The sequence below is a fragment of the Nitrospirota bacterium genome (assembly GCA_015233895.1).
In the GTDB taxonomy this organism is placed as follows: Bacteria; Nitrospirota; Thermodesulfovibrionia; order Thermodesulfovibrionales; family Magnetobacteriaceae; genus Magnetomonas.
Genome location: JADFXG010000022.1, coordinates 21,985 through 47,365, shown reverse-complemented (window position 1 = coordinate 47,365; position 25,381 = coordinate 21,985). Strand labels below are relative to the sequence as shown.

20 protein-coding genes are annotated in these 25,381 nt (G+C 38.9%); 2 read left to right on the top strand and 18 right to left on the bottom strand.

Going from position 1 to position 25,381, the window contains the following annotated elements; all coding sequences use genetic code 11:
* Positions 1 to 8 precede the first annotated feature (8 nt).
* From HQK88_12870 to HQK88_12860, 3 genes are all read right to left on the bottom strand, one after another.
* On the bottom strand, positions 9 to 878 hold the full coding sequence (locus HQK88_12870) for a polysaccharide deacetylase family protein (GenBank protein MBF0617694.1): 870 nt from the start codon (positions 876 to 878) through the stop codon (positions 9 to 11).
* Between the two features lie 117 nt (positions 879 to 995).
* Positions 996 to 2,477 (bottom strand): B12-binding domain-containing radical SAM protein, encoded by a 1,482-nt coding sequence (locus HQK88_12865; protein MBF0617693.1) that lies wholly within the window; start codon positions 2,475 to 2,477, stop codon positions 996 to 998.
* 175 nt (positions 2,478 to 2,652) lie between these two features.
* The gene (locus tag HQK88_12860) at positions 2,653 to 4,299 is read right to left on the bottom strand and encodes a radical SAM protein (GenBank protein MBF0617692.1); all 1,647 of its coding nucleotides are present in this window, start codon (positions 4,297 to 4,299) and stop codon (positions 2,653 to 2,655) included.
* Positions 4,300 to 4,715: 416 nt separating this feature from the next.
* Here HQK88_12860 and HQK88_12855 point away from each other — a divergent pair, with 416 nt between their 5' ends.
* Entirely contained in the window at positions 4,716 to 6,938 is a 2,223-nt protein-coding gene (locus HQK88_12855) for a hypothetical protein (protein MBF0617691.1), read from the top strand.
* A 137-nt stretch (positions 6,939 to 7,075) separates the two neighbouring features.
* Entirely contained in the window at positions 7,076 to 8,152 is a 1,077-nt protein-coding gene (locus HQK88_12850; protein MBF0617690.1) for a hypothetical protein, read from the top strand.
* A 23-nt stretch (positions 8,153 to 8,175) separates the two neighbouring features.
* Here the strand turns inward: HQK88_12850 and HQK88_12845 are convergent, their stop codons facing one another.
* The 15 genes from HQK88_12845 to HQK88_12775 form a co-directional block, all read right to left on the bottom strand.
* Positions 8,176 to 9,915: an ABC transporter ATP-binding protein gene (locus HQK88_12845; GenBank protein ID MBF0617689.1), complete on the bottom strand. Its 1,740-nt coding sequence runs from the start codon at positions 9,913 to 9,915 to the stop codon at positions 8,176 to 8,178.
* Between the two features lie 82 nt (positions 9,916 to 9,997).
* The gene (locus tag HQK88_12840; GenBank protein ID MBF0617688.1) at positions 9,998 to 10,903 is read right to left on the bottom strand and encodes a sulfotransferase domain-containing protein; all 906 of its coding nucleotides are present in this window, start codon (positions 10,901 to 10,903) and stop codon (positions 9,998 to 10,000) included.
* A 135-nt stretch (positions 10,904 to 11,038) separates the two neighbouring features.
* Positions 11,039 to 12,148: an SPASM domain-containing protein gene (locus HQK88_12835; protein ID MBF0617687.1), complete on the bottom strand. Its 1,110-nt coding sequence runs from the start codon at positions 12,146 to 12,148 to the stop codon at positions 11,039 to 11,041.
* Between the two features lie 24 nt (positions 12,149 to 12,172).
* Positions 12,173 to 13,291, bottom strand: coding sequence for a hypothetical protein (locus HQK88_12830; GenBank protein MBF0617686.1), 1,119 nt, complete (start codon positions 13,289 to 13,291; stop codon positions 12,173 to 12,175).
* Positions 13,291 to 13,530, bottom strand: coding sequence for an acyl carrier protein (locus HQK88_12825; GenBank protein ID MBF0617685.1), 240 nt, complete (start codon positions 13,528 to 13,530; stop codon positions 13,291 to 13,293). The genes HQK88_12830 and HQK88_12825 overlap by 1 nt, the downstream gene beginning before the upstream one ends.
* Entirely contained in the window at positions 13,514 to 15,265 is a 1,752-nt protein-coding gene (locus HQK88_12820) for an HAD-IIIC family phosphatase (protein MBF0617684.1), read from the bottom strand. Before HQK88_12820 ends, HQK88_12825 begins: the two co-directional genes overlap by 17 nt.
* Positions 15,262 to 16,446 (bottom strand): SDR family oxidoreductase, encoded by a 1,185-nt coding sequence (locus tag HQK88_12815; protein MBF0617683.1) that lies wholly within the window; start codon positions 16,444 to 16,446, stop codon positions 15,262 to 15,264. Before HQK88_12815 ends, HQK88_12820 begins: the two co-directional genes overlap by 4 nt.
* 124 nt (positions 16,447 to 16,570) lie before the next feature.
* On the bottom strand, positions 16,571 to 17,839 hold the full coding sequence (locus tag HQK88_12810) for a TIGR04372 family glycosyltransferase (GenBank protein ID MBF0617682.1): 1,269 nt from the start codon (positions 17,837 to 17,839) through the stop codon (positions 16,571 to 16,573).
* 104 nt (positions 17,840 to 17,943) lie between these two features.
* Positions 17,944 to 19,050, bottom strand: a complete 1,107-nt coding sequence (locus HQK88_12805; GenBank protein ID MBF0617681.1) for an NAD(P)-binding protein — start codon at positions 19,048 to 19,050, stop codon at positions 17,944 to 17,946.
* Positions 19,047 to 20,126 carry a radical SAM protein gene (locus HQK88_12800; protein MBF0617680.1) on the bottom strand — a complete coding sequence of 360 codons (1,080 nt, stop codon included), beginning with the start codon at positions 20,124 to 20,126 and terminating at the stop codon, positions 19,047 to 19,049. Before HQK88_12800 ends, HQK88_12805 begins: the two co-directional genes overlap by 4 nt.
* Before the next feature lie 194 nt (positions 20,127 to 20,320).
* Positions 20,321 to 22,219, bottom strand: coding sequence for an asparagine synthase (glutamine-hydrolyzing) (gene asnB, locus HQK88_12795; protein MBF0617679.1), 1,899 nt, complete (start codon positions 22,217 to 22,219; stop codon positions 20,321 to 20,323).
* 51 nt (positions 22,220 to 22,270) lie between these two features.
* On the bottom strand, positions 22,271 to 22,903 hold the full coding sequence (locus HQK88_12790; GenBank protein ID MBF0617678.1) for a hypothetical protein: 633 nt from the start codon (positions 22,901 to 22,903) through the stop codon (positions 22,271 to 22,273).
* Between the two features lie 4 nt (positions 22,904 to 22,907).
* A complete protein-coding gene (locus tag HQK88_12785) occupies positions 22,908 to 24,371 on the bottom strand; it encodes an AMP-binding protein (GenBank protein MBF0617677.1) in 1,464 nt (487 codons plus the stop codon).
* Entirely contained in the window at positions 24,368 to 24,598 is a 231-nt protein-coding gene (locus HQK88_12780; GenBank protein MBF0617676.1) for an acyl carrier protein, read from the bottom strand. Before HQK88_12780 ends, HQK88_12785 begins: the two co-directional genes overlap by 4 nt.
* A 35-nt stretch (positions 24,599 to 24,633) precedes the next feature.
* The gene (locus HQK88_12775) at positions 24,634 to 25,374 is read right to left on the bottom strand and encodes a class I SAM-dependent methyltransferase (GenBank protein ID MBF0617675.1); all 741 of its coding nucleotides are present in this window, start codon (positions 25,372 to 25,374) and stop codon (positions 24,634 to 24,636) included.
* Positions 25,375 to 25,381: the final 7 nt, after the last annotated feature.

The window sequence follows — 25,381 nt, the reverse complement described above, 5'->3', positions numbered from 1 at the left end:
TCAAAGAGTCAAAGGTTTGCTGACAGATGTGTAAAGTAGTTGTTTTTTAAGAATGTTTTTTGGCAGGAAACTTTCCCAATGCCGCCAGGTACCGTGATGGAGTCTATTTCACAGGCAGGTAGGCAGCCGGAGCCTGTTTGCTCAAAAAACTGTTCAAAGGTATAAAAGGTACAGCCTTTTTCCATCAAATGTTTGAGTACGTTTTCAAACATTTCTTTCTCTAAAATCCCCTCGTAGTAACAATGTATTACCCACTGGTTGTAATCGGAGGTAAGGCACTTTTCAAAGATCTTAGGAGTATCCTGTTTTCTGATTCCGGTTTGTATCAGTTCGTGAAGCGCCGGCATGGATATAGGAAACTCCACAGTTTTATAAACTCTGTCTCCGTATTTAGGGGAAAATGGACTGTTTCCACGTGTATTAGATGTATAGCGGGAGCCGTTTTTATCAAGCAGGTGGTAAAGATACTCTGAGGTTCTCCAGTTAGGGGAGCCCCAGAGACGGCAATCCTTTTTAAAAACTTTTCTGTATTCATCTCCTGCCCTTTTTAGCTCCTCTTCAATGTACGTATCTGGCAGATTCGGCCACTGATTAGCCCACTGTGCGTGATTATAGCTGTGAAGTCCAAGCTCGTGTCCTGCACTTATGATTTTTTTTAGTATTTCGGGGTGGCCGCTGCCGACATATTTAAGCGGCAGGAGTTTTCCCCTAAGGAAAAACAATGGGCCAAATCCAGCAAGCATTTTAAGCGGATTCATGGTCATTATTCTTTTTATATACCCTTTTTGGGAAAACTTTTTTGTATGAGATGAAACTGTGTCGGGGCCCATTACAGGGAAAAAGGTTGCCTTAATACCGTATCGCTCGAGCACATCCATGATATAGGGCACTCCCTTTTTCAGGCCGAAAGAAAAGTCAATATCAACACGCAAAAGTACCGGTATCATGGCAGCGTATTATCTGTTTCTGGATTATACAAAGGTATAATTATGTATTTACAGTTGTTCGGGAAGAATTGTGTCTTTATTTGAAACCCCCATATTTTTGAACTCGGACTTAAGCGTTGCTATCATAAAGTGCAGGTAATCTGTCAGGGTGTATCTCATAGGAATAATGTACTTCTTAAATAGATAGTACTTTGTACAATAATGTATGAAAAGAAATATAAAATTATTCGGCATATATATTAAGTATTTTACAAAAAGCTTTTTTAAAAACGGGAGTTTTATCACCAGTGGACCCAAAAAAACAATGTTTTTTTGAATCTTTTTTTCCTTGTCTGTAAATGAACTCAGCATAGAATAGCTTCCTACAGACCTACTGATATCTTCAAAGTTATAATCTTTATCTAAAAGATTGTGTTCGATGCAGTAGTCATGGATTTCTGTGCCTGGGTATGGAAGCAGTATGCTGAATAACCCACATGTAGGTTTACACCGGATGTTCAAATCTAAAGAGTCAAGTTCGTCTTTCAATGTTGCAGTTGGTAATGCCAACATGGAGTTGGAGTAGGTGTGAATGCCTGAGCCGTTGAACAAATCGAAGGATTTTATGATAGTTTCATTGGATAGGTTACGATTTAAAATGAGCCTTCTCAGGTCGGCATTGGCTGCCTCTATACACATACAAACAGAATTGCAGCCAGCGTTTTTTAAAAGAGTTACCATGTCTTTTGTTACAGAGTTGGACCGTACCAGACAATAAAAAGGAATGCCTATTTTACGTTTATATTCTTTTGAAAATTTCTCTAGCCAGTCGTCTGCTGCGTGCGTAAATACATCGTCACTGAAGCGTATATATTGTGTATCATATTTTTTTGTGACAATTTCCAGCTCCTCTATTAAGTTCTCTACCGAGCGTTTTCTGACAACCCGGCCAAGACCTTTGTTAAGTTTATTATAGGCATGGTTAAAACAATATGTGCACCCGTAAGGACAGCCCCTTGATGAGTAAAAAGAACGCATCTTAAATCTTCTGTTAACAGGCGAGGCTTCGTAATAAAGCTCACGGTCAATAAAAGGAAGTTCGTCCAGATTTTCAATTAAAGGACCTCGGGGAGTTTTCTGCGTCTTTGTATGAATATTTGGTATCCCGTCGAAACTTGTTCCAGCTCCGATACGCTTTAATATTTCAGTAAATGCCCTGTCCCCCTCTCCTGTACATATCGCCTCCACGCCGAAGTCTTCAAGAGCTGATGGCGCAAATGTTGGATGAGGTCCACCAACAATTATCGGTATTTTATCGGCATATCTCTTAATCTCTCCAATCAGGGTTTTTATAGATGTGTATTCACCTGATAACATGGAAATTGCTATCGCTGCAGGCTTGTGCTTATTGATTAGCTTTTTATAATCTTGCTTAGAACTACAAAGACATGTATTAAAGCCCTGCATTTTAGCTATGGCGGAAAGCTGCATCACCCCCATAGGTTCACCCTCTATACTGAAACTATCCTTTATAAAAAGTATATGTTCCACTTACCAACCCTCCAGAGTCATTGCACATTTAGCAACGTAAGCGACCAATATCATGTATTGTAACAGAGAAGGGGTGCTTGTCAAGCCAAAGAGCGCACTAGTCTTACACTGTCTAATCATATCAAGGATGCTTCAGCGTCTTAAAATCTGGAACTGGAGCGTCTCTGCATTTGCATTATTCATTTTCAATATCCCGCTGCTCTTCGGCTGGGAGTTTCACTGTTTTTTTTTCTATAAGTTCGAGAACGGATTTTTCATAAGAATCAGGCATAGTATCTTTGGGCAATTTTCGTTCGACATCATGTGGGAGTATTTGGCGGGATCTTATTTTCCGGCCTGAAAAAGACTTTTTTAGATCAAGATGATACCGGATAAAATCCCGTATAATTTTTCGGGTGGTGCTTGGCATTATATCCATTAGCGCTAAACCGGCCCTGAAGCACCACGTCAAAATTGGATTGAGCAGCTTTGGAGCATTTGGGAAAACATATGAAGCCATTGTTGTAGCAACTGCATGATTTCTTAACGCAAAGAGTTTTTTATCCGTAAATTCAGTCAAATTATAAAAAAGCCCCCGCGTATCGTCAATTCTGGAGAGCCTCTCGAAGTAGTTCTCCCAGTCTGTAATATTTTTGGAAAAGCGAAGAAACATTTTAGAATATGGGAAAAGTGTTACAAAAGATGGTGCATATAGAAGCCTGTTTTCCTTGCAAAAAGCAATGGTCTCTTCGATCGTTTCCTTTGTCTCACCAGGATAGCCAATCATAAAATTTAGTATAAAACTAAGCCCAACCTTTCTTGCAGATTGAATCCCTGCAACAACTGCCTCTTTTTTAGCTTTCTTGTCCATCATGTCCATCATCTTCTGAGAACCTGTTTCAACACCAAACAAGATATAATGACAGCCTGACCGCTTCATTGCCGCCAATTTATCATCGGTAGCCCAATCAGCCCGGCCGGAGGTTGACCATGTAATGCCGAGCGACTCAAAAGCGTCACACACCTCCTGCAGTCTTTTCCGGTGCGTTATGAACTCCTCGTCGGTAAAATGAAAATCATTAATTCCGTAAGTGGACTGAATATGTTGTATTTCAGTAATAAGGCTGGGGATGGAACGAAAACGCTGCGCTTTCGAAGGTCCAGCCTTATCGCCGTGTATTTCTCTGGATAAAGCACTGTTATTGAGTATAGAATTAATGCAGAAATCACAACGGAAAGGACACCCGCGCGAGGTCATAAGATGTATAGAACGCCCGTTAGGGATACCGTTATAAGAACGCAGACTGATATAATCTATGTCAAACAAATGGTATGCTGGCCATGGAATCTCATCTAAGTTTTGTGGAATCGGACCTCTGGGTTGATGGATTAACGAATTGTTCACCCTGTAGCTAAAACCTGCTATGTCGTAATAGGGTTTTCCATCAGCGATTGCTTGTAGCAGAGGTGGGAAAGTCAATTCAGCTTCACCGACAGAAACGGCGTCCACTCTGGTATAATTGATGATTATCTCCGGCATAGAGGCAACTCCCACACCTCCGACGATTACCTTACAATTCGGTTGAATTTTCTGGATGATTTGCGTGACAACTTTCATTTCACTCACTTGTAAGGAAAACCCGCCCATTATGCATACTTGATATTCATTATTACGTAATTTGTTTTCCAAAACAGAGTATGGTATTTTTAAATTATGCATGTCCAGCACTTCAACCTCATGCCCATGTTGTTCAGCAACAGCACACATAATGGAAAGCCCTAATGGAATATATACGATAGTTTGATTTGCTCTGTAAATAGGATGTACAGCTAAAATTCTCATACCGTGTTTTTAACTTCCATAGTTAAATGCTCTATCGGAGTCCGTGAATAGAACAATATTAATGAGCCTATCATAGGTTGTTTTACAACAAATATTTGGAGTCTGTCAATGCTTTTTTTGACTAAACTCCTATAGGCAAGGTGCCGTCAGATATTGAGAAAAAGGAGTTTTTCTTGCTATGATATCAAACTGAAGGAGGTGGTTTGTACATTTATAATAAGTTGCACGCATCTTCCGGAAGTGCTGCCTTTACATTGTTGTACCTGCTTTTTATATATTTTTTTAAGACCATTGATGTATGGAACAATTATTACAACACTGAAAGTTACATATATATAATATATAATCTGCTTAGAATATTTTTTTTGTTTTATATCGTTATATTTTTTTTCTATACGGGTAAGTATTTCTGTACAATGGTCGCTAAGAAAACTGAAAAACCAGCTTTGAATATTTTGGATAGTTTTATTATCAACTCTTTTACTGGCGCTGCCCTCATTAATATCATAATGTTTGTTGCAGGGGCCGTCAAGCTTCTTTATCCTTTAACATGTGTACTGATTAGTGCTCCGGTTATTTTTTTCTCATATAACAGCCTGAAAGATGCAGTAAGAGAATATAAAGTGTATCTGCCTTGTTATCTTCAAAAAAGAAATTATAATACATTGGAATATCTTATCGTTTGTATTTTTATGTTTTTTATTGTCTTGTTGTTTTTCACCAGAGGCATTTTGCCTGATATATCAACGCCGGAGGTCTATCAAACTACACTATACTGTGCAGATGTGTTAAATAGCCATGGCATTTTCAGCAATATTTCTGCTAGCAGTTTTACGTTTAGAGGGGCGGGATTAAATAACCTGTATATGTTGCTTACTGATGTACAATCACTGCAAATAGGTTCCTTTTACCTTGTTGTCCTGTCGTCGTTCATTGTTGTTGGTTTCTTAAAGAGACTGACAGACAATCATTCAATAATTCCACTGCTTGGAGGGATTATTTTTGTTTCATCCGATACACTGCTTTTTTTTCTCAGATTTGCACATATACATATGATGATTAGCGCATTTACAATATTTTACTTCTACGTTGCAGTGTTGCTGTATTCCGGACGAAATATGTCTTCTAAGCAAAGCCTGTATTTACTCATAATAAATATGTTGGCAATAGCGGCCTGTTTGATAACAACAGTGTATGTTGGCCCATTGATATTTATGTTTATCACTGCTCAATTACCGTTATTTTTCTATAGAAACAAGATTACAGTATTATTCTCATATTATTTACTTGCAACTGTTATAGTTGCTGTTGTAATTATACTTTTGTTTAACTATTTTGTTTTAGGTATGTTTGATTATCTACCTGCATTTTTATTTAAATACAGAAATGATTATATACTGAAGCACTGGGGAGCAAGTCCCCTGTATTACGGCAATATTTCGTTTGCAGCCTCCGAGTTAGTACTAAGCGGTACTGGACATATACTAAACAACTTAAAAACAATGTTCAGTAAATACGGCAGCTATTTGAATTTCTTTACGTATCCGGCACAATTTGTTTTTCAATTCAGATATTATGCAATTTTTATAGCAATAACATACAGTTACAGTCTGTTGAATATTTTTCTTATCAAAAGTAAAATACAACTCATTGCCGTTGAGTTTATGTTATTCATTGCCGTACTGTTAGTGCATAATATTCTTACATCTGCCTATTGTTCACAAACCGAGTTATTCCCTTTAAGCCATATATTCATAAGGGCTGTTATTTATCTTTATGCTATATATATTTTAACGGATTATATCTCAGGACAACGAGCTGCAGCCCCTTATCTTAAAAATGCAATAACTGTGTTTGTATATTCATTGGTAATGGTTTTAACGTTTATTGCTGTCTATAATTATGACGCTGACGGCATATATTACGATGCAGTTGGTGCCTCCGGAGCATATATGAAGGCTGGTAAGACAATTACCGGCTCTGATAAACCCTTTAACGATAATCTGAAGACTATATCATATTTTTTAATTGGGAAAAATACCTTTGCCTATATTTATAATAAACATTGCAGCAATAGGATTGGACTGGACATACAAAAAGCTGTAGGAAAAAACAGTAAGGTTCTTGTGCTTGGTGCTGAGAGGGTTTTTACAATAATTCCACCAGGGAAGTTCCAGTCCTCTGCCGAGGACAGCGGAATTAGCAGGTATGGAGATTACGAAGCCATAATGTACGGCAGTGAAGAGGAGGCCATAGCCGTATATAAAAAATATGGATTTAATCATTTTCTGATAAATCTAAATTCAAACTTTTGCGTATCTCATTACACACCGTTGTTTACATTGGAAAGTATCATGAGAAAATTCAAGATATTAGCTGTGTATCCACAGAGATACTTTTTACTAACATGGAAAAACAGCAGCATATCTGATGATAGACAACAGCCTGGTTTAAACATATTTGTAGAGCAATATCCCAAAATGCAGCGTTATTACAACGATCTACTTCTGTCAACAAACGGATATGGTTTTTCTGAGATAAATGATTTTGTAAAGGCAATCGTAAATGACGGCGATTTCAGACGGTTGTGCTTGCAGCAACGGTTCCGTCAAATACCGCCTTGCAGTGAGTATAAGTAAAATTATTTGAAATTCCATATTCTTACACTGTCTGCACTCAGCCTCAGGGTATTCTTGACAAAAACTATGGGGTCATATAACATAATATAAGTTTCTGACAGTAAAATATATAGATATTATATAGGGATCAAAGCAAAATGAAGGCAACTGTTTCATCTTACAAGACAGCTCAGAACGAAGCACTAAAACACATCTCAAATATACTTATAGCTGCCTTTAAACCTGTGGTTTTTAATATGGGGAATTTCCCCATAAGTGTGGATGATCATATGGAACTGATAAGATATGTGGATGCAATGCATGTGAGAAAAAATGCACAATATTTTTATCCTCCATATCTGTATACAGAAAATGAAGCAGACATTATGGGCAGGCTTATACAAGATGTTTCACAATTGACAAAACAAGAGTTTAACATATCCAAAAAACCGCTGATGTCTTCTTTGTCAGCAATCAGCCTGTTTAGGGTTATATCGCTTTTGCAGGATTTTTACAAGAAAGATTTTTCCATATTTGAGATAGGTGCAGGATGCGGATACCTGGGCGCATTATTGTTAAAGTCAGGGTTTAATTATGCCTCCATGGACAACACGCAGGCATTTTACTTATGGCAAAGTCTCTTGTATGACTATATTGCCGGTGACCAGTGTGTCGATTTTGCTGCTACAGAATATGACGAAAAATGTTTTACCAGTAGATGCCTACATATTCCATGGTGGGTCTATTGTAATTTCCATAAAATGGATACAATAAAAAGAGACATTATTGTATGTGATCACGCTCTTAGCGAGATTTCCAAAAACGCTTTAAAGTTCATTCTCAACGTATCGAGGAAAATGCTCGATGGTGACGGCATGAAGTTATTTATTTTCGATTCTCCTGGGGCTACTGTAATCAGCAGTCTTTCCGATCTTTTCAACGAATTTTCAAAAGCCGGTTTTGTTCCGATTTTAGTGCCACAGTGCTTCTGTTTTACGCCGAAAGGTTCAGAACTCAGTAAATACGCTTGTGATAATGATTTGATCTTGAAAAATTCACTGCTGCAGAAGGTAAAAAGACGAATAGATAAAAGCAAAGATAATAGTATTTTTGAAATTTTCGATAAAGCCAAATCAATGGGCTCCTTAAATGCCTATGATTTTATGAAATTTACGAAAGAAGAATTACCTCTTGACTATGAGCCACTGTCATTCATTGGATATAAAATTCCGTGATGAATAATTTTAACCCGGAGTTTTTATAATTCAATCATACAGATTGCGTGTTTTATTAAGCTTTTTCTGTGCGATACGGCAAAGATTAGAACGTCTGGAAAATTGTAGCGAATTGCGGTTATAATTTTCTCCTCTGTTTTTTCGTCTATATTGGCGGTCGCCTCATCGAGCAGTAAAATTTTAGGATTTCTCAAAAGTGCACGCGCTATGGAAAGACGCTGTTTTTGGCCTGCCGATATTCCCTCACCGCCTTCATAAAGCATATGGTCTAACTGCTCCGGTAAATGCCTTACAAAATCGCACTCTGCTATATCCATAGCTCTCCAGATTTCCTCCTCACGCAGGGTCATATGGTCAGTGCCAAAGAGAATATTTTCTCTTATCGTTGCATCGAAAAGAAACGGATCAGGCCCTGAGTATGCAAGATACTTACGGAATTTTTTGAAGTCCACATGTTTTATGTCGATTCCGTTTAAGTAAATGGCACCTTCCATGGCCGGTATCAAACCTATTAAAGTCATAAGCAATGTGGTTTTCCCCTTGCCCGAATGCCCTGTTATGTACACAAAACCGCCACGCCCTGAGTTGATATTTATGTCCTTAACTAAAATACTGTCTCTACCTATTGCCAGGTGCTCCACTTTTAATGTCTCCACAGTGCTGACCTCTATGACATCCTCCATCGTTTCATGCGTCTTGTTCACGAGCTGTATTTCCCTGAGAGTTTTCATCAGTTCGGAAAAAAACCTTTTATCGAATTGCATGTTTCCCAGAGCCATTATGAGTTTTCCTGTATTTGCGTTTATTTGTATTAGCAAGTAAATGAACGGTAAAAATATGGAGTTGTCCATAAAATGAAATTTCCGGTTTACTGTAATTATAGATAACACAACAGAGATTACAACTACGCCTGGCAGGTTTGAATTTAACAAAAAGCCAAAATAATATTTAAAACCATAGAGAAACATTGCATAGTTTGCTTCATAGAGTATTTTTTGCTGTTGATACTGCTGGCCTATTATTTTAAGAAAATACAAGTTTTTTAACCCTTTAGTTATCTTTATAGAAAACTCCCTGAATTTCAAAAATCTTTTTGATGAATAATTATTATGTGATTTCCTGGTTATTAACACTGGCAGGCCCAGCAAGACAAGGCTTATAACCGTCACAATGGAAAGCTGCGGGGAAAGGCTAAATAGGCTTATAAGAACAAAAGCACCGAAAAACAAGTACGTTATGATGTTCAACAGGTGATATATAAAATTGGTTGCTTTTCCTATAAGGTTTGTTTGTAAATTGGACAGTTCAGCAACAGATATGCCAGACTCTAAAGCTTCACCACTAAAAATACTATCTACGATTATCCGCCTGACTTTAAAACCGAATCCCTCACTGCTTATGCTGTTTATTAAAAGAGACAGAAAGGACAGTGCTACTCTTAGAATACCGACAATTAAAAAAGCCCATGTAGGAGTTAGGATGTTTTTGATAAAAAACCAATTCGGTAAATTTCCGTACGACATGATATGTAAGCTGCTAAGGAAGTATAAGATTGTAAAACCGAACAAGAGTTCGATGCCTCCGGCGATTATTCCAAGCGGTAATGATATCAAAAATAAAAATAACACTTTACCCATTCCCATGTTTATCATTTCTTTTAGATATAATATCAGCGTGCCGTTGTCTGGTGATAATTGTTCCCGGTAGGGTATGGATTTATCTTTATATCGAAAAAACTCTATTAGTTGATTGACAATATTCATCAGTCTTTTAATCAATTTTCACAGCGACAGGGTTTTCCGGTTTAGCAAAACAGACACTGGTTTTAAAAAACTCTCTACAACCCTACGGTCTGATCAACGTATGCTCATAAATCAAGTCGGGAATCATTTTAGTTGCATACACCCGTTGTTCCGGTGTCATTTCAGTTTCAAAGTTTCTAGCGATTCCTTTATTGAAATGCCTCTTATAAATGGGAGGCATTTTATCCGATTTTATATCATAAAACTCATATATATTCCTGAAGTATGAGTCCGAATCTGCTACAAATTCCTCATACGATGTGAGATGCACTAATTCTTTCATACTGTTACGGGCAGAAATCCAGTCGCTCACCCACTTTACAAATGACTCATAACGATGTTCCAAAATCCAATCAAGAACCCTGTGGTATCCCGACTTAATTATATCCTCGGAAATGGTTACTGGCTGCTGCCCTTCATAAGACATCAGCTCTGTAACAAAGAGCCTGGATTGAATGCCTGCAGAGTTATACTTATTTATGATTAATCGACTTAGTGAAAGGACGGCGTCACGGGGGTCTCTGATGTGGGCTATACATTTTACGTTATAGTACCGGATGGTTTGCAAATTTATATTGCTGGCCGGAAGATGTACATAAATTATAAACCCTCTTCTTGGCCGCTCAACATATGGCCGTACGCTTATTACATTCTGTGTGAAATTGTGCTGAGTGGCTTCAGTTAACTGAACTATTTTTAGAGTATCGGCAAGCGCATAGGCGATGCTTTGGCTTGCAGACCTGGGTAGAGCAAAGAATGATATAGCTGGCACCAAAGAAATGGACGCTGTCAAATTGCGATAGGCTGCTGCTGGAATCCTGGAGAGATCTTTAACGGATAAGTTTTTAATAGTGTAAAAGGACTTAAACAAAATATTATGAGGTTTGTATTTTTGGAAAAAAGACGTATTTTTTATCTTATCCCAGCGTGTTTGCAAATCAGCGCTCATAACTTCATCTCCCCCTTAAATTTATAGACACTTTCCGTATTTAAAACCTAACCATCCCTAGGCGCTAGAGTACAGTAGTCTGCCAGGTTTTGTCAATTTCACCAAATCCACGGAGACACTATAAACTGTTCAATATTACTTTTTGGTAACAGATACATCTTGAAACCTACCAACACCCTGCCTGTCGTGCAAATCTCTGTTCCAGTTATCGAGTCTGTCAAGGACATTATAAAATGTAGTATATGGAGATGGCATCCGGATTAGAAAACCATTTTTAATTTCTTCTTTCATGCTGAAAGTCTCAATCCAGTAGTCACATTGTCTGCAATAGGGGAGCTCATCCCAGCGTCCAGTATTGTGGAGCTTACGAATGTGGTTCATGTGGTCATTGTTCCAAACAGCCTTAACACCACCTTCCTTAAAAATATTGCCTACAATGATACTGGGCTGCTCTGCTGTAATTACACAGGGTGTTACGTCTCCGTTTGCGCGTATCACGATATCTCTGAAAGTCTGTTGACAGGGGATCCGTTTTGGCATATCCTCTCTTTGTATGCCTGGAATCATGGAAACATCCGGAGTTAAATCCTTTATAAACCCGTTAATCCGGATAAAATCAACCCGTTTTTTCCAAAATTCTAAAAAGTCAGGAATTTCATGATAATTATAGTCGGTCTCTACAAATGTTATTCCAACTCTGGGGAAAACACTGTTGCCTCTGACACTTAACAAAATATCGACATTGTCTATGAGTTTATCCAAAGAAGATATACCACGAGCTTTTTTTAAAGTTTCAGCAGTGATTGCGTCTATACTGATAGTGACTGAATCAAAGCAAGTATCAACAAGAAGTGTAGATACATCCTTGTTGAGTAAAATGCCGTTTGTGTTGAATGTACCGGCCAGTCCCAGTTTCTTAACCGTTTTTACGGCAAAGTCAAATGTTTGTGCAATTAACGGTTCATTTGCTACGTTTAAAGTTACTGAGGGTTTATATGGTGCCACTTCGTTAAAGATGTCCTCAACCTGCTTCTCTGACATATGGATGGGAGTTCTGTAGTACGGGGAGTAGTTCTCAGAGGCTCGTTTCTCTTTACTATGGTGGCGGCAGTGCGGACAACTCATATTGCAAGTGTTAGAAAGTTCGATGCGAACAATCTCTGGCATCTCCGCACTACACAAACGCATCTGCTGTGATTGCTCTCTTGCAACTGTTTTTAATATATCCCGGCCTTCTATTGTCATTGTTACTCTCCTTTTATGTTTTTCCTAAGTTAATACAATTAATTGCGATGCCACAGAAACGCTGCTTGGGCTATCATCATCAATATCGGATTTTGTAATGTACATCTGGTTTAGTTGTGGAGCATGGTTGTTCACCTTCGATAAATAGGAGACGTTTGTATTGCGGTGCAAGTGCTGTATGGGCATTAATCTTGAGATAAGAATAGCTCTGTCGTGCGGCTCCAGAGCTCCTCCAAATTTCATAAACATTTCGGCATACTCAGCCTGACAACATTTGAACTCTACATATGCACATTCCCGCTGCCTGCAAAACAATAAAGCTGAAGACAACACAGCGCTGGCCTCTGATATGCCTCTATCGTCTGTGGGGTAAAAAAAATCTACAACCTTGCCCACTGTCACACATGCTTTGCCAAACGATTTCTCAATGCGCAGCACACACATGGCTGGAGTGGTTTTTGATCTTGATTTAAAAAAATAATACTTAAATGAAGGATGTTCCATGTAGCGCCATTGTAAGTACTCAAACGACCGTACGGTTGCGTACTGCATTTCAGGATAGTGTGTCCAGTCCGGGCGGTAGTTGTCGTCGGACAGGTGTGATTCTAAGGAATCTTCACTTGTAGGTAAGTCTGCTTTGAGAGTGTAAGAGTTTAATTGTTCTGGGTCTGTGTCTTCATAAAGGAGCGGTTTGCAGTGTGTCTTATCCATTACGATTATATATCGGGGCAGGTTGGGAAAGTATTTCCATCCCATGGCCTGCAAAATTGGCGAGCCGAATTGGCTTGAATTGAGTGTTAAACACAACGCAAACATCTTTTGTATCCGTTTAAGCATTAAAATGCCTAAGCCTTTTGGGGCCTCTGGGCTTACCATCCAGTGAAGCAGCCATACACCCAGCGTTTGCTTTGTAAGTGAGCCCCAGTGAAGCTCTAATGGCAAATAACCCAGAGTGCCCATTAAATGTTTGCCCTCATAGGCACAGATAATGCTTGCGAAATCCTTATTTTTACGTACCTGAAACTGCCACTCAAAAAACGGCTTAAAACACAAGGCATGATCAGCTCTGTAGCGCTGAGTTATAAACGTTTTAATGATTTCCCAGTCTGATATTGGGAAAGATTCCTTAATTTGATAATCCATCACTCAGGTGGACACGATAAATGGCATGAAATTGTATATTCTATTAACTTCACACTCTGCATCTCAAGAGTCTCTTGTTCAGTAAACGATACACTAAAATGTTCCTCCAGCGCAGCAATGATTTTCATATGATTAAGTGAATCCCACTGCTCAAGTGTCTGTGTGGAGGAAAAATCATCCAACTCGTGCATGGGAACATCCAATACTACAGAAAGGATTTCTTTAATTATCTCTTTCATTGGCATACATCACGTTGTTGGTAGCATTCTTAAAACTATAATTATCTATATGCATCACATATCTTTTCTCAGCGTCACTGTACGAATCCAACAGCTGAAATGAACATTTGTCATAGAAGTGTTTTACCGATACGTTTTTTTGTGTTGGAATATAAACAGCCTCTATCTGGTCAATATTCTTGTCTTTTATACGCCAAATGAGATGATCAACAATGGAAAACTCGATATTTCGCCCGATAATGCGACAGCTCATAGTAAAGGAGTCGATTATAGCCGTAAATGACTGGAGATCGTACTGGAGTATTACCATTGCTGTTATGCCATTGTCGCCAAATTTATCTTTGACCCGATAAGCCAAAACATCGTATTTTGCATCTGTAATGAAGTTCTCTATCTGCCGCTCGGTATAACGCCTTGTGGTTAAGTTGAATTGATTTGTTTTTTGCGACAATTGAGATAGTCTTGTTACAATATTCAGATCATTATCATAACAAAATAGCTGTATATCCAACGATGCGAGGTAGTCGTCCAGCGAGTCAAATTCCCTCTTAGACGATTCCCTGCGAAACTGCTGCCGGTACATTGTCTGCTTTGACAAGTCTTCTGTTGTCTGTGCCGCCGTATAAAACATCCCGCTTATCTCCCTTAAAAGCGCCGGGTAATCATATAAATTGTCCGGCACCTTAAATGAATTCACCTCAGGCAGCAGCCCTCTGACATGTTCGACTTCAAAAGCGGAATCGTCTATAAACACCATACTGTCCAAGCCTATGCTGATTGTTTCTGCTATGAGTTTAATGTTTGTTACCTTATCGTCCCAGTTGATCATCTTTATTACAATATCGTTGTTGGATAAGATAATGCCGGGGTGCTGGGTCAGAATTTTATCTATGTCGTCAGAATTATTTTTTGAACATAACGCTATTAGGATACCACAGTGGGCAAGTTCCTTTATCATACTTCTGACTTCACTAAAAATCGCACCGTTTGCTGTGTCGGCGGATAAGTCAATTCCATCGATACCATTTTCATCCACGATACCGTCCCACAGGGTATTATCACAATCAAGGATAAGCATTTTTTTACTTTGGCCATTTGCAGCCCTTATAGCATTGATTATAGTGTCACAGTAGGTTTTATAAAAACAAAGTGTATATAAAGACTTATTTCTGTAATAATTCCTCCAATCCAAACATAAACCTATTCCATCTTTAAGAAATATTCCTGGCAAATCCACAAAGTAAACATTACGGTAATTACAGGAGTCCATATATTTGTTTAAGTCCGCAGCAAGTTTGTCCAATAATCCTAGTACAGGATTTGCCATCGACATTGCCACGTTTGTAAAACGGTTAAATATTATCAGTGGAGTATTTTTTAGTAAGTCCATAAGCAAATCAATCTGATGAACCATATCTGCCTTTACTGCCTCGTAATCGTTTATAAGAGCCGGCCGTAACCTATGTAACCCCTGCATAAAGTTAATCAGCTCCCAGAAAACAATTATTAGCGAGGACTTTTTCTGGAAACGGTCAGCATCTTGAACAATATTATCATATCCGCCTATCTCTACGATTGCATTAATTGCCGACAATCGGAGAGAATACTCAAGAATATCCTTTAAAAAATGGTTTGTAATATTCGTTAATACGCCCACCGTGTAATCTTCAGAGGCTAATTTATTTTTTAGTTCCCTGTTCTTTTTAATAATCTCTACGTAGCTCATTGTGCTCATATCATGACCTGCCCGCCGTTTACTCTTAGTGTCTCTCCAGTTAAATAATCCGACTCCGGAGATAACAGAAAACCGACGACACCAGCTATGTCTTTAGGCTGTGCTATCCGGCCTATCGGTGTTTGAAGCTCTGTGGTAAGGCGTACCTTTTCAGGGATATCAACAATCAACTCCGTGTCAGTCATGCCAGGTGAAATCAGATTTACCCTTATACCCTTAGGAGCCAGACTTAAAGCCAAACACTTTACGAAGCCGTTTAACGCAGACTTTGCAGTTATGTAATGTATCCAGTCGGCATTTGGTTTTTCCACAGCCATTGATGTTAGTGCAACTATCTTCCCATATTTAAACTTTTGCATAGATGGCACGGCATATTTTTGTATATTAAATAAGCCTTTGACATTGACCTCAAAGTGTTTGAGTATCAGGTCCCATTGTATATCTTTAAGTTTTACATTGGGAATTCTGGCGGAGGCACAATACACAATGGCGCTGACGTTAAGACCGTAGCGCTCAATTTTGTCGAACATTTTTGCGACATCAGCCTCATCCTCGACATCAGCCTGAACGAGCAAAGTTTTACTATTTAACGGTTCCATCCGTTTCATTAATTTTTCGGCTGCTGCCTGATTTTTATGATAATGTGCAATAATGTTCCAACCGTTTGTAAGTAACTTTTCACATACAGCAGCGCCGATACCCCCGCTTGCACCAACAACCAGTGCGGTCTTTTCCACATGTTCAGACACTGTTGCCTGATCGTATTTTTTAATAGTTTCTACAACCTTTACCTGCGCCGTACCGCTTATGATTTTTTCATTATGATGATTATAGACATCCGTTTGTAATTCTATGACCCTGGTTTTGTCTGTTTTCTTTATAACCTCGATAATGACCCTTATGCCGTCGCCAACACTCACTGGTTTGAGAAAATCTAAATTTTGCCTGAACAACAACGCTCCATCGCCAGGTAGTTTGGTTCCGACAACTGTTGAAATAAAAGAGGCAGAAAGCATACCATGAGCTACTTTTTTCTTTAACGGGGTGTTGCTGGCATAGTCGTTATCTATATGTAGTAGATTGTCATCACCTGTGAGAGAGACAAATCTCTGAACGTCCTCTTCTGAGATAACATGAGAAATCTCTGCTTTTTGCCCTATTTGTATTGCCTTGAAATCCATTAAGCCTGAAAATACATAGCACTGTGATAATATGATATCTTCCCAAACACTATATAATATAACAGTTTTTATTTTGGAAAATCTATCGGGACTATTTATGCAGATTTAGAGACAGAGAACCACTTTACTCTGCAAACAAATCATACCATACTGTTGGAATTTTCATATTGTAGTATTTTAAAAAGAGATGGTTTCCAAACGATTTTAAATAAGCCGTGTTGGTCTCGCTCACATGGTTGTTTTTCAGGCTATCCAGCATTTCTTTTATAGAGACAAGCAGTGTCTCAGGTGAGTTATGCAGCACCCTCCAGTTATCTTTTAAATTATAATCAAAAAGAAAATCATTGAACATTCTGCTGTAATGGACAAGGTTGCCGGTTTCGTCATACACTGGCTTTAATAAAATCCACGCATCTTTAAGCCCGCTTCCATAAGGATACATGTCTACAACAAGCATTGGAATCTCTCTGAGTACCGGCATCCAGCTGCCGCCCCCAAGATTCCCTATCCATATATCAGACTCCGAATGCGAAAAAAGAGAAAACAACTGCGGGCAGACATCTAAAAACTCCGCAGATATAATCTTTTTATTAAAACATGCTTCATACTCTTTACTAATACTCATGTCACCTGTAACTAAAACCACAAAATCCTCTTTAACCAGATATGTTATGGCTGGCACAAAGGATTCTAACTCAGCTCCAATACGTAACGTCGAAGTGTTATCGTTTGTAGCTTGTCCCTTGGCTCTCAAATAAATACAGCATAATTTAGGCCTTACCGATAAATTGCAGTACTTAAGTATATGTGAAAGAATGTTTTCTCTTACGTTTTTTGGCAACCTAGGATTTTGAAGCGGCACAGATTCCATAAGATTTAACAAATAGAAAGACTTAAAGCCGGTGCTTACAATGTTTTTTCTGTAAAAACTATCAGCCTCAGTGCCAAACGTCAATCTTTTTATACATTCTCTGGAAAAATCTATGTAATTCATCACCCTGGCAGAGCAATAAAAAGTTAATAAAGCTTTTATGATTTTTACTATTAACTTATAATTACCGTATCGTAATTCAATATAAGATTCATGGGAAAGAAATTTCACTCTTATATATGACTTAAAAAAAAATACATCCACATCGTTCCAAAACAATCCTACATATGGATTATGTACAGGCGTTTGGAAAACGATACAAGTGTTTTTCATATTTACATACATGCGCCTCAACATCTCGGGGTCAATTATTGAGTGTCCGAACCCGCCTTCGGACAATAATATATTATCCGATTTTTTCAGTGCATTTTTAATTTTAAAAAACCATACAAGGACAGACAACACCTTATAAATAAAAAATATTTGATTGACAAAAAAGAGAAGAGCCTTTTTCAATTTCATGGTTTAAAGAACGTGCACCTTAATAATGCTTTTACAACTGTCGCCACAGATAAATATAAGGTCGCAAGAGTCCCTCCGGATTTAGTTCCTTAAAGCTGGCCCAATCATAACCTGTCCTGTAATTTCATGCAGTCCTCAACAACGTCACACATACCGTTGTAATGGTACTTTCCAAGTCGGCCTATGGAGTAAACGTCTTGCGGCAGCGAGTTTAAATATCTTTGTGCTTTCTCTATTTCCGATTTTACCGGATAAGGGTAGAGTTTATTTTTCATAGATGGAAACTCAACTAAAATCAAAGTATCGGAGGATTTGTAGCCGGTTAGAAGTTTATACTCAACTACTCTTAAGAAAGGTTCATCCGATGCATAGTGGATAAAATAATATGGCTCCGGTGTAATTTTTTCAACAGGAAGGATGATTTTTAAAAACTCTTTGCCTACAAACTTTAGTGGTCCGTATCGGTATCCAAACAGTAAATCAACAGGGACAGTGGATACCATAATGTCTCCCTCTATCCATGTGTCGTTGACAAATACCCGTTTTCTTTCTATATCGATTTTTTCTACAAATGTTTTAGGAATAATATTACAACCCTCTGTGCATTTATCGAAATAGGAGTTGTATCCGTCAAGTTCGGTAGGATATGCAAGTACCATTGTTTCCGCAAAACATTCCTTTGAGCCTGTTTTCAGAGGCACGCCTTTGGGAGAAAACGCAAACTCGTCAAGGCTTCTATTGTCGTCTGTTATCCACATTTTCTTGTTATAATCCTTTACAAATTTGTTGTATAGTATCTCCCCTACAGAGTTTATCCAGTAGTCCTCAAGATTCTTTGCACTTGCAACATCTCCTCTGTTTTTTAACTCTTCGTTGATATTGTCTTTATCTGGCATGTCTTCTATCTCATCGACATGTATAGGAAAGGTGTAAAAACGGTTGTCTTGTCCGACAAATGTCATTGTATGGTGGTGAATTTGCCTGAGGGTAAGGAACCGGCTGAAATAATCCCACAGAAACATTTTTTCTTTGTTTATGATAAGATGGCGCGGGCCGTAAGTGTATGGATGTCCGTGGTAAAAAAACGTACGGCAACCGCCGCCTAGATATTCCGTGGCTTCTATTATCGTTACTTCAAATCCCTTTTGCTTCAAAAAATAGCTTATAGTACACCCTGCAAAGCCGCCGCCTAAAACCAGAGCTTTTTTCATTTTTCCGTTAATCCATCCTTTTTATAGCAAAATCTGCATTCATGGGGAATATTTCCCTCCTTATGAGCTGCCCTGAAGTTACGGTAGAGCTCTGAAAACCATATTTCGGAGAAGTGCTCCGCCTGCCCAAAATTGACAGCCTTGGTGTTTGTTATTGTGCAGCACGGACAGATATATTTATCACAAGAAATAAATGCCCTCTCAAATGGCCATGGACAAAGATTGTCTTTTGTATATTTTGTCGTAATATACCAAAAGGTTAAATCGATTTCCGCCCTGTCAGCAAGCTCCAAAAGCCTATCGACGTTATCCTGTGTTATCGTCTTTGAAATATCTTTAGGGCGATTTATCTCTTGTAGTGTTTTGTCCCCAACAAAACCAAGATTTATTGTCAGTGTTAATCTTTTAAAACCAAGCTCTTTGGCAAATGGCACAAAGTTATATAGCTCGTGAAAATTTTCCTTTTGAAGCACTGCCCACATCCTTGTTTTATCTATACCTACCTTATTACAGTAATTGTTAATAAGTTTTGCGTTTTTCACAACTCGTTCAAAATTAGAGTTTACCCTGATTTTTTCGTATGTTTCCTTTGTTGTGCCATCTATGGAAAGCAGCATTTCGCCAATTCCAGCATCCACAATCGCCTTATAGTATTCGTTCTGATCAATAATAACGGCATTTGTCGCAGTACGTGTCCAGATATACTTTTCAGAAGCGAATTGAACCATTTTTATAAAATCTTTATGTAAAAATGTCTCTCCGATGCCTTGTATTTTTATTTCATAAACACCGTATTGATCATCTATGAGGCGTTTAAAGTCCTCTAACATGAGATCATCCGCTGCTTGTTGGCTATCAAGCATTGGGATTAAACACATAGTGCACCGTAAGTTACATCTGTTTATGGGCTCTATGTCCATTTTTATCGGCATATAGTCAAGATTTATACTGCGGGGATTCAATAGATACTTCTTATAATTTTCCTCTCTTTGCGGATACTTTTTGAATCCGGCTTGTATCGTTTTATTATATGCCTCCGTGTCCACTTGCGGTAACGGCATTTTTATTTCACCCACAACGGATCTCCTCTATTTGCTTATGTTTTTCATAGTGTTACGGGGGAAGCTATAGGAATTATTAGCTATCAGCATTTCATGGTACACTAATTATTGTAGCATAAGGTAATTTCAAATTGTCAAGCATTGTCGGGATTAATGTTACAACAAGATGGTTGCAAACAGGCAGCTTTCTATAGTGCGCATTCAGTTATCTAAATCAACAAACCATCTATAAAGATTTGATGCCACAGAGAAAAACACAAAAGAGTAAAGAGTTTGTAGCTGTTATTTTGTTTTCTTTCAAGATGGTTTTCCATGAGTTTTTTGATAAATTTCAGGTCAAAATACTCGGCCATCGTATCCGATAACAAATAACCATCAAGATATTTTGTCATACTCTTATTAAATAAAAAGTTCAGGGGCGATACGAGCCCGTGTTTTTTTCTGTCTAACAAATACTGCGGAAGAATGCCTTTGTAGGCTTCTCTTAAACAGTATTTCGTTTTATGGCCTTTTAGTTTCAGACTGTAGGGGATGGCAAAGGCCAGCTCAACAAAGTTCTTAGTTAGAAACGGCGGCCTAGCCTCAAGAGAAAGTGCCATGCTAAGCTGGTCAACCTCCATGTTGGCATTGTCTATTAAGAACATGTGAAAGTCTGCATACAGTGCCTGCTCTTGAAAGGATAATCCTGCAACATCAAAAAGCTTTCCGTATGTATCATCATACGAGTCTGTGTTTAAACCTGAGTCGGCAACAAGGTCTTTTCTCAGAAGTAATTCCTTTTCCTCATCGGAAAATATCGTTCTCCAAAAATAGTGGCTTTTCTTCTTATGGTACAGCGAACCGGCGGCAAATTTCTGCGCAAGGTAATCAAATGAGTATTTTTCGTCGCTTACGGGAATATACCGGGTGGCTGCAGCAATCATCTTTCTTATCGTGTAAGGCAACATACCGAAGTATTTCCTGTAGTTGTCTGCTATGTATGTATTATAACCGGCAAAAAGCTCATCATTTCCAGAACCCATAAGGGTGACTTTATATCTTTGTGATGTTTCCTTAAAATAGAGATATTCGGGTATTATACATGGATTTGCATTAAGGGCATCCAAATAGTATATTATGTGTTGCAGGACCTCTGCTGCCTCTCCATAGGGCATGATAACAGACGTATGCTTAAATCCCATCTCTGTAGCAAACCGGTTAGCTATCTTGCTCTCATCATACGAAGTCTCTTTAAAGCCTACTGTTATTGTCTCTATATCGTCCCTGCCCAGACGTTTAAGCTCTGAGAGCATTATCGAGGAATCAAGCCCTGAGCTCAGTAAAAGGCTTACCGGAACGTCCGCAACCAGGGAGCTGTCCACAGCTTTTGCCGCCGCATCTCTGATAAGTTCATAAATTTGCTCTGGCTGCTTTGGCAAAGTAAGGTTCTTTGCATTTATTATGCTCCAGTAACTAACGGCTATCGCCTCCCGGCCTGGTTCAAACACCATGTACGTTCCGGCTGCCACTTGTTTAACATCTTTTAATATGGTGTTAGGCCCGGGCACATAAAACATGGAGAGATAATTGGAAAGTGACTGGTAATCTCTTTGTTTGCTGATAAGGCCGCTTGCTAAAATACCTTTTAGCTCTGAGGAAAAAACTATGAATTTACTGTTGCAGGATAAAAATAACGGCTTTACCCCACAACAATCCCTGGCCAGTACTAACTTTTTCTGTTTCTTATCCCACAAGGCTAATGCAAAGAATCCATCCAGTTTGCTAAAGACCTCTGTGCCCCAGTATTCATATCCGTTTAAAACAACCTCTGTGTCGGAATTTGATTTAAATCTGTAACCTTTGGCTTCAAGAATAGATCGCAACTGCTTAAAATTATATATCTCACCATTAAAAACTATCCACAGTTTACCGCTTTCACTACACATGGGTTGTCTGCCAGCATCAGATAAATCCAAAATTGAAAGCCTTCTGTGGCCAAGGCCTGCGTAATCGTCTGTGTATGTGCCCCGGCCATCAGGGCCCCGGTGTGAAAGGATATCCGTCATTTGATCCAGAGTCTCATTGCGGCAAGCCCTGTCAAAAGAAACCACTCCGCATATCCCGCACATGATTGTTATACCTCCAGCCGCCGGACATTGTGCAAGCTGCGGCTATTCTCGTTAAGAGTTTTCAGAAATCTCTTTTATCTGCTTAAAGCTGCGCTCTATACTCCAGTTGTAAAGTGTCCACATATGGCCATACAGGGAGATCTCTTCAACAGGTTGAAAGCTCTCTACCCTTCTAAACACTTCTATCACCGGATTTGTATTAAGCACTCTGCCATGGTAAACCTTGATACCCCTGTCCAGGAAATGCTTATCTATGGCATAGATCAACTTAAAAAACGTCATTCCTTTTTTAATAGCAGGATCTATTGCTATAAATAAACACTCTCCAGAGGGCACTCTATACGCCTTTTCCTGTCTGTGGAGGATTAGCTGCAGAAGCGTTTTCATTTTACTGAATGACTTGATTACTACAGGCAAAAGGGACTTTATTATCTTAAAAAAATCTGCCAAAAGAAGCCTTTTCAATAACCCCCTGCTGTCATAAACCGCTAAAGCAAACCCGACAACCCTGCCCTGCTCCTTTGCAACATAACCAAACCCTGCCTGAGAGCTCATCACTACATCATAAAATGCACTCAAAAATCTCCTGCCAGCGTTCGCCATAAAAGACCACGGAAGCAGGGTTTCATGTAATGTGGAAATTGCCCCATAATCATCTTTGGTTATAGGCTCTATGGTAATCATAGCCTCAAATATCCTCACTTCCTGTATAGAGCAATTTAATCTTTTTCCTGTCTGTTTTACCATTGGCATTTTTAGGAAACTCATTAAGCTGAAATAACTTTTTGGGTACCATATATGGCGGCAAACACTCCTTCAGATATGCTTTCAATCCCTTTTCGTCCAAAATCCCCGACTCAACCGCCGCAACAAGGGTTTCACTGTCAGTTCCGGTGACAAAACACACGGCGTCAGTCACTGCCGGATATCTCCTTATATGGGTTTCTATGTCCATTAGTTCGACCCTGTAGCCGCCTAATTTTAACTGCGAGTCCATGCGCCCTTTACAAAAATATACATCCTCGTAGCGCTGTACTATGTCGCCGGTTTTGTACCATCTTTTTCCATCTATTTCAGCAAAGCGTTCCGTTTCCCTGTTGCCGAGATAACCAGGTGTTACCTGTACACCGCTTATAAGCAGCTGATTATCAGCATCAAGTAAAATATCGTTGCCTTTAAGTGGTCTCCCAATCGGTACAAACCCCTTCATTTCATACTTTTGCAGATCGCTGATGCTGCATTTATGATAGAAATTTTCCACTCCGGTCTCCGTTAGACCATAAAAATTATATACGTGCTTTATCCCCAGATTGTTGTAACAGAACTTAAGCACGTCTAGTTTAAAAGGCTCCCCACACAAAAACATTATTTTTATGGGTGTATCTATTATATCGTCCTTGCGAATCATCTGAATTCTTGTAATAACCGATGGCACAGATGACCACACTGTTACCCTGTTTTCTATTATGTTGTTTAACGGAAAAAACCTTTCCTCATTCTCTATAATAGGGGCAAAGGCACTCTCCGTAAACACAGCGCAAAACAGATAAAATATGGAAATATCAAAAGAAAAACCGTGGTAGTCGGAAAACACCTCGTGTTTTTCAAAGGGCAGTATTTCCAGTGCATTTTCCACAAAATTAATGTAGTTGGCATTTGTCATAGGAACACCTTTAGGGATGCCGGTAGAGCCCGAAGTAAACATAATGTATGCAAGATCATCCGCTAAAAAATCTCCTAAAATGAATTCCTCGCCAGCTTCTTGTTGTATAATCTCTTCTATGTTTTCCACAGGGATGTTACTCTTAGCGGCATAATCGGATACTGCCCCTGGGAAACCGCTGCCATCTGTGAGAATCAGGGCAGGGGTTGTTGTCTCAGCCATGCTTAGATTTCTTGCCGGGGGTGCAAGCTCAGACAATGGCACCCATATGTTTTGAGAAAGGAATATTGAAAAGATGGTGCAGTATGTACTGAAACTCTTTCTGCCATATACAACAATGTTTGCTCTTTTAAAGTGTTTCAACACAGAGTTTATTTTAACCATGTTTGCGTAACAGTCTTTGTAACTATAGGTTTGGCCATAATACGTGTAAAAGGTTGCTGGGGAGGTTTTAAAGATATGGAGCATTTTTTCATAAAAATACTTCACAATCTGACCCCTTTACTTTCTATCGTTTCATATATCTTTTTTACAGACAGGAGTTTTACTATCTCCGGAAACGTAAATCTTATTGAAAAAGCACCCTCAAGCGCTGCAATAAGTTTCATATGATTTAGCGAATCCCATGACTCAATATCGTTAAGCACCGTATCCATAGTAATGCCGGAGACCTCAAATACTTCAAAAAATATTGTCTTTATAGTCTCGTTTAACAAATATGAATCCTTGCATCATACTGCCAGAGGCCGTATCAATTTCCATAGACATAAACGAACACCCCACCAACATCGTGGGTTTCAAGCGGCCCTATTTTCCTTTTCATCAACAACGTAAAGCCAGCATCAGTCATTTCTTTTTCAAACATCGCCTCATGGCGTTTAAAATCACCTATCATTTCCAGGCCGGATTTCAACGCATTTATCTCTATCTGTGCAACCTCAAAAAACCCGTCACGCAACGCCTTGTTAATTATATAGCCGTGATATTTGTAAAGTGCTTCTCTTCTTTCTGCAGAAGTCTCATAGTAGGGCAGTATTTCCCCGCCCATAACATATATGCCTCCTTTAAGCAAATTGTTTCGTATGTTTTTTGCAAAATCCGCTGCCTTGTCATAGCAGATATGATCATGTGCAAAACTTGATACAACTACATCAAAATGGCGGCTTTTACAGTAGTTTACGGCATCCCCGTTTACAATTATGCAATTTTCATGGGTTATGTGTCTCCTTAGTGCATAACAGCAGTCACTGTCAAGCTCTAAAGCATGGACATTGCAAAATGGCAGCCCTAACAGTTCCATGGTCAAAAGCCCCGTCCCAGCACCAAGCTCCAGTATCTCATACTTTTTGTCATCCTTACAGTAGTTGCTTATCTGAGTGATAATCTCTTGCGCCATTTCAATATAAAACGGATGCGTTTTTTCTACCCTGTGGTAAATCTCCAGATCAATATACCTTGACATCTCTTTTTGAGTTCTGTCGTTTTCGCTCATGGCATAT

Coding starts and splice junctions, on each gene's coding strand:
- HQK88_12870 (MBF0617694.1), bottom strand. CDS start 878: ATGGATGTGCTCGAGCGATACGGTATTAAGGCAACCTTTTTCCCTGTA.
- HQK88_12860 (MBF0617692.1), bottom strand. CDS start 4,299: ATGAGAATTTTAGCTGTACATCCTATTTACAGAGCAAATCAAACTATC.
- HQK88_12855 (MBF0617691.1), top strand. CDS start 4,716: ATGGTCGCTAAGAAAACTGAAAAACCAGCTTTGAATATTTTGGATAGT.
- HQK88_12850 (MBF0617690.1), top strand. CDS start 7,076: ATGAAGGCAACTGTTTCATCTTACAAGACAGCTCAGAACGAAGCACTA.
- HQK88_12845 (MBF0617689.1), bottom strand. CDS start 9,915: ATGAATATTGTCAATCAACTAATAGAGTTTTTTCGATATAAAGATAAA.
- HQK88_12840 (MBF0617688.1), bottom strand. CDS start 10,903: ATGAGCGCTGATTTGCAAACACGCTGGGATAAGATAAAAAATACGTCT.
- HQK88_12835 (MBF0617687.1), bottom strand. CDS start 12,148: ATGACAATAGAAGGCCGGGATATATTAAAAACAGTTGCAAGAGAGCAA.
- HQK88_12830 (MBF0617686.1), bottom strand. CDS start 13,291: ATGGATTATCAAATTAAGGAATCTTTCCCAATATCAGACTGGGAAATC.
- HQK88_12825 (MBF0617685.1), bottom strand. CDS start 13,530: ATGAAAGAGATAATTAAAGAAATCCTTTCTGTAGTATTGGATGTTCCC.
- HQK88_12820 (MBF0617684.1), bottom strand. CDS start 15,265: ATGAGCACAATGAGCTACGTAGAGATTATTAAAAAGAACAGGGAACTA.
- HQK88_12815 (MBF0617683.1), bottom strand. CDS start 16,446: ATGGATTTCAAGGCAATACAAATAGGGCAAAAAGCAGAGATTTCTCAT.
- HQK88_12810 (MBF0617682.1), bottom strand. CDS start 17,839: ATGAAATTGAAAAAGGCTCTTCTCTTTTTTGTCAATCAAATATTTTTT.
- HQK88_12805 (MBF0617681.1), bottom strand. CDS start 19,050: ATGAAAAAAGCTCTGGTTTTAGGCGGCGGCTTTGCAGGGTGTACTATA.
- asnB (MBF0617679.1), bottom strand. CDS start 22,219: ATGTGCGGGATATGCGGAGTGGTTTCTTTTGACAGGGCTTGCCGCAAT.
- HQK88_12790 (MBF0617678.1), bottom strand. CDS start 22,903: ATGATTACCATAGAGCCTATAACCAAAGATGATTATGGGGCAATTTCC.
- HQK88_12775 (MBF0617675.1), bottom strand. CDS start 25,374: ATGAGCGAAAACGACAGAACTCAAAAAGAGATGTCAAGGTATATTGAT.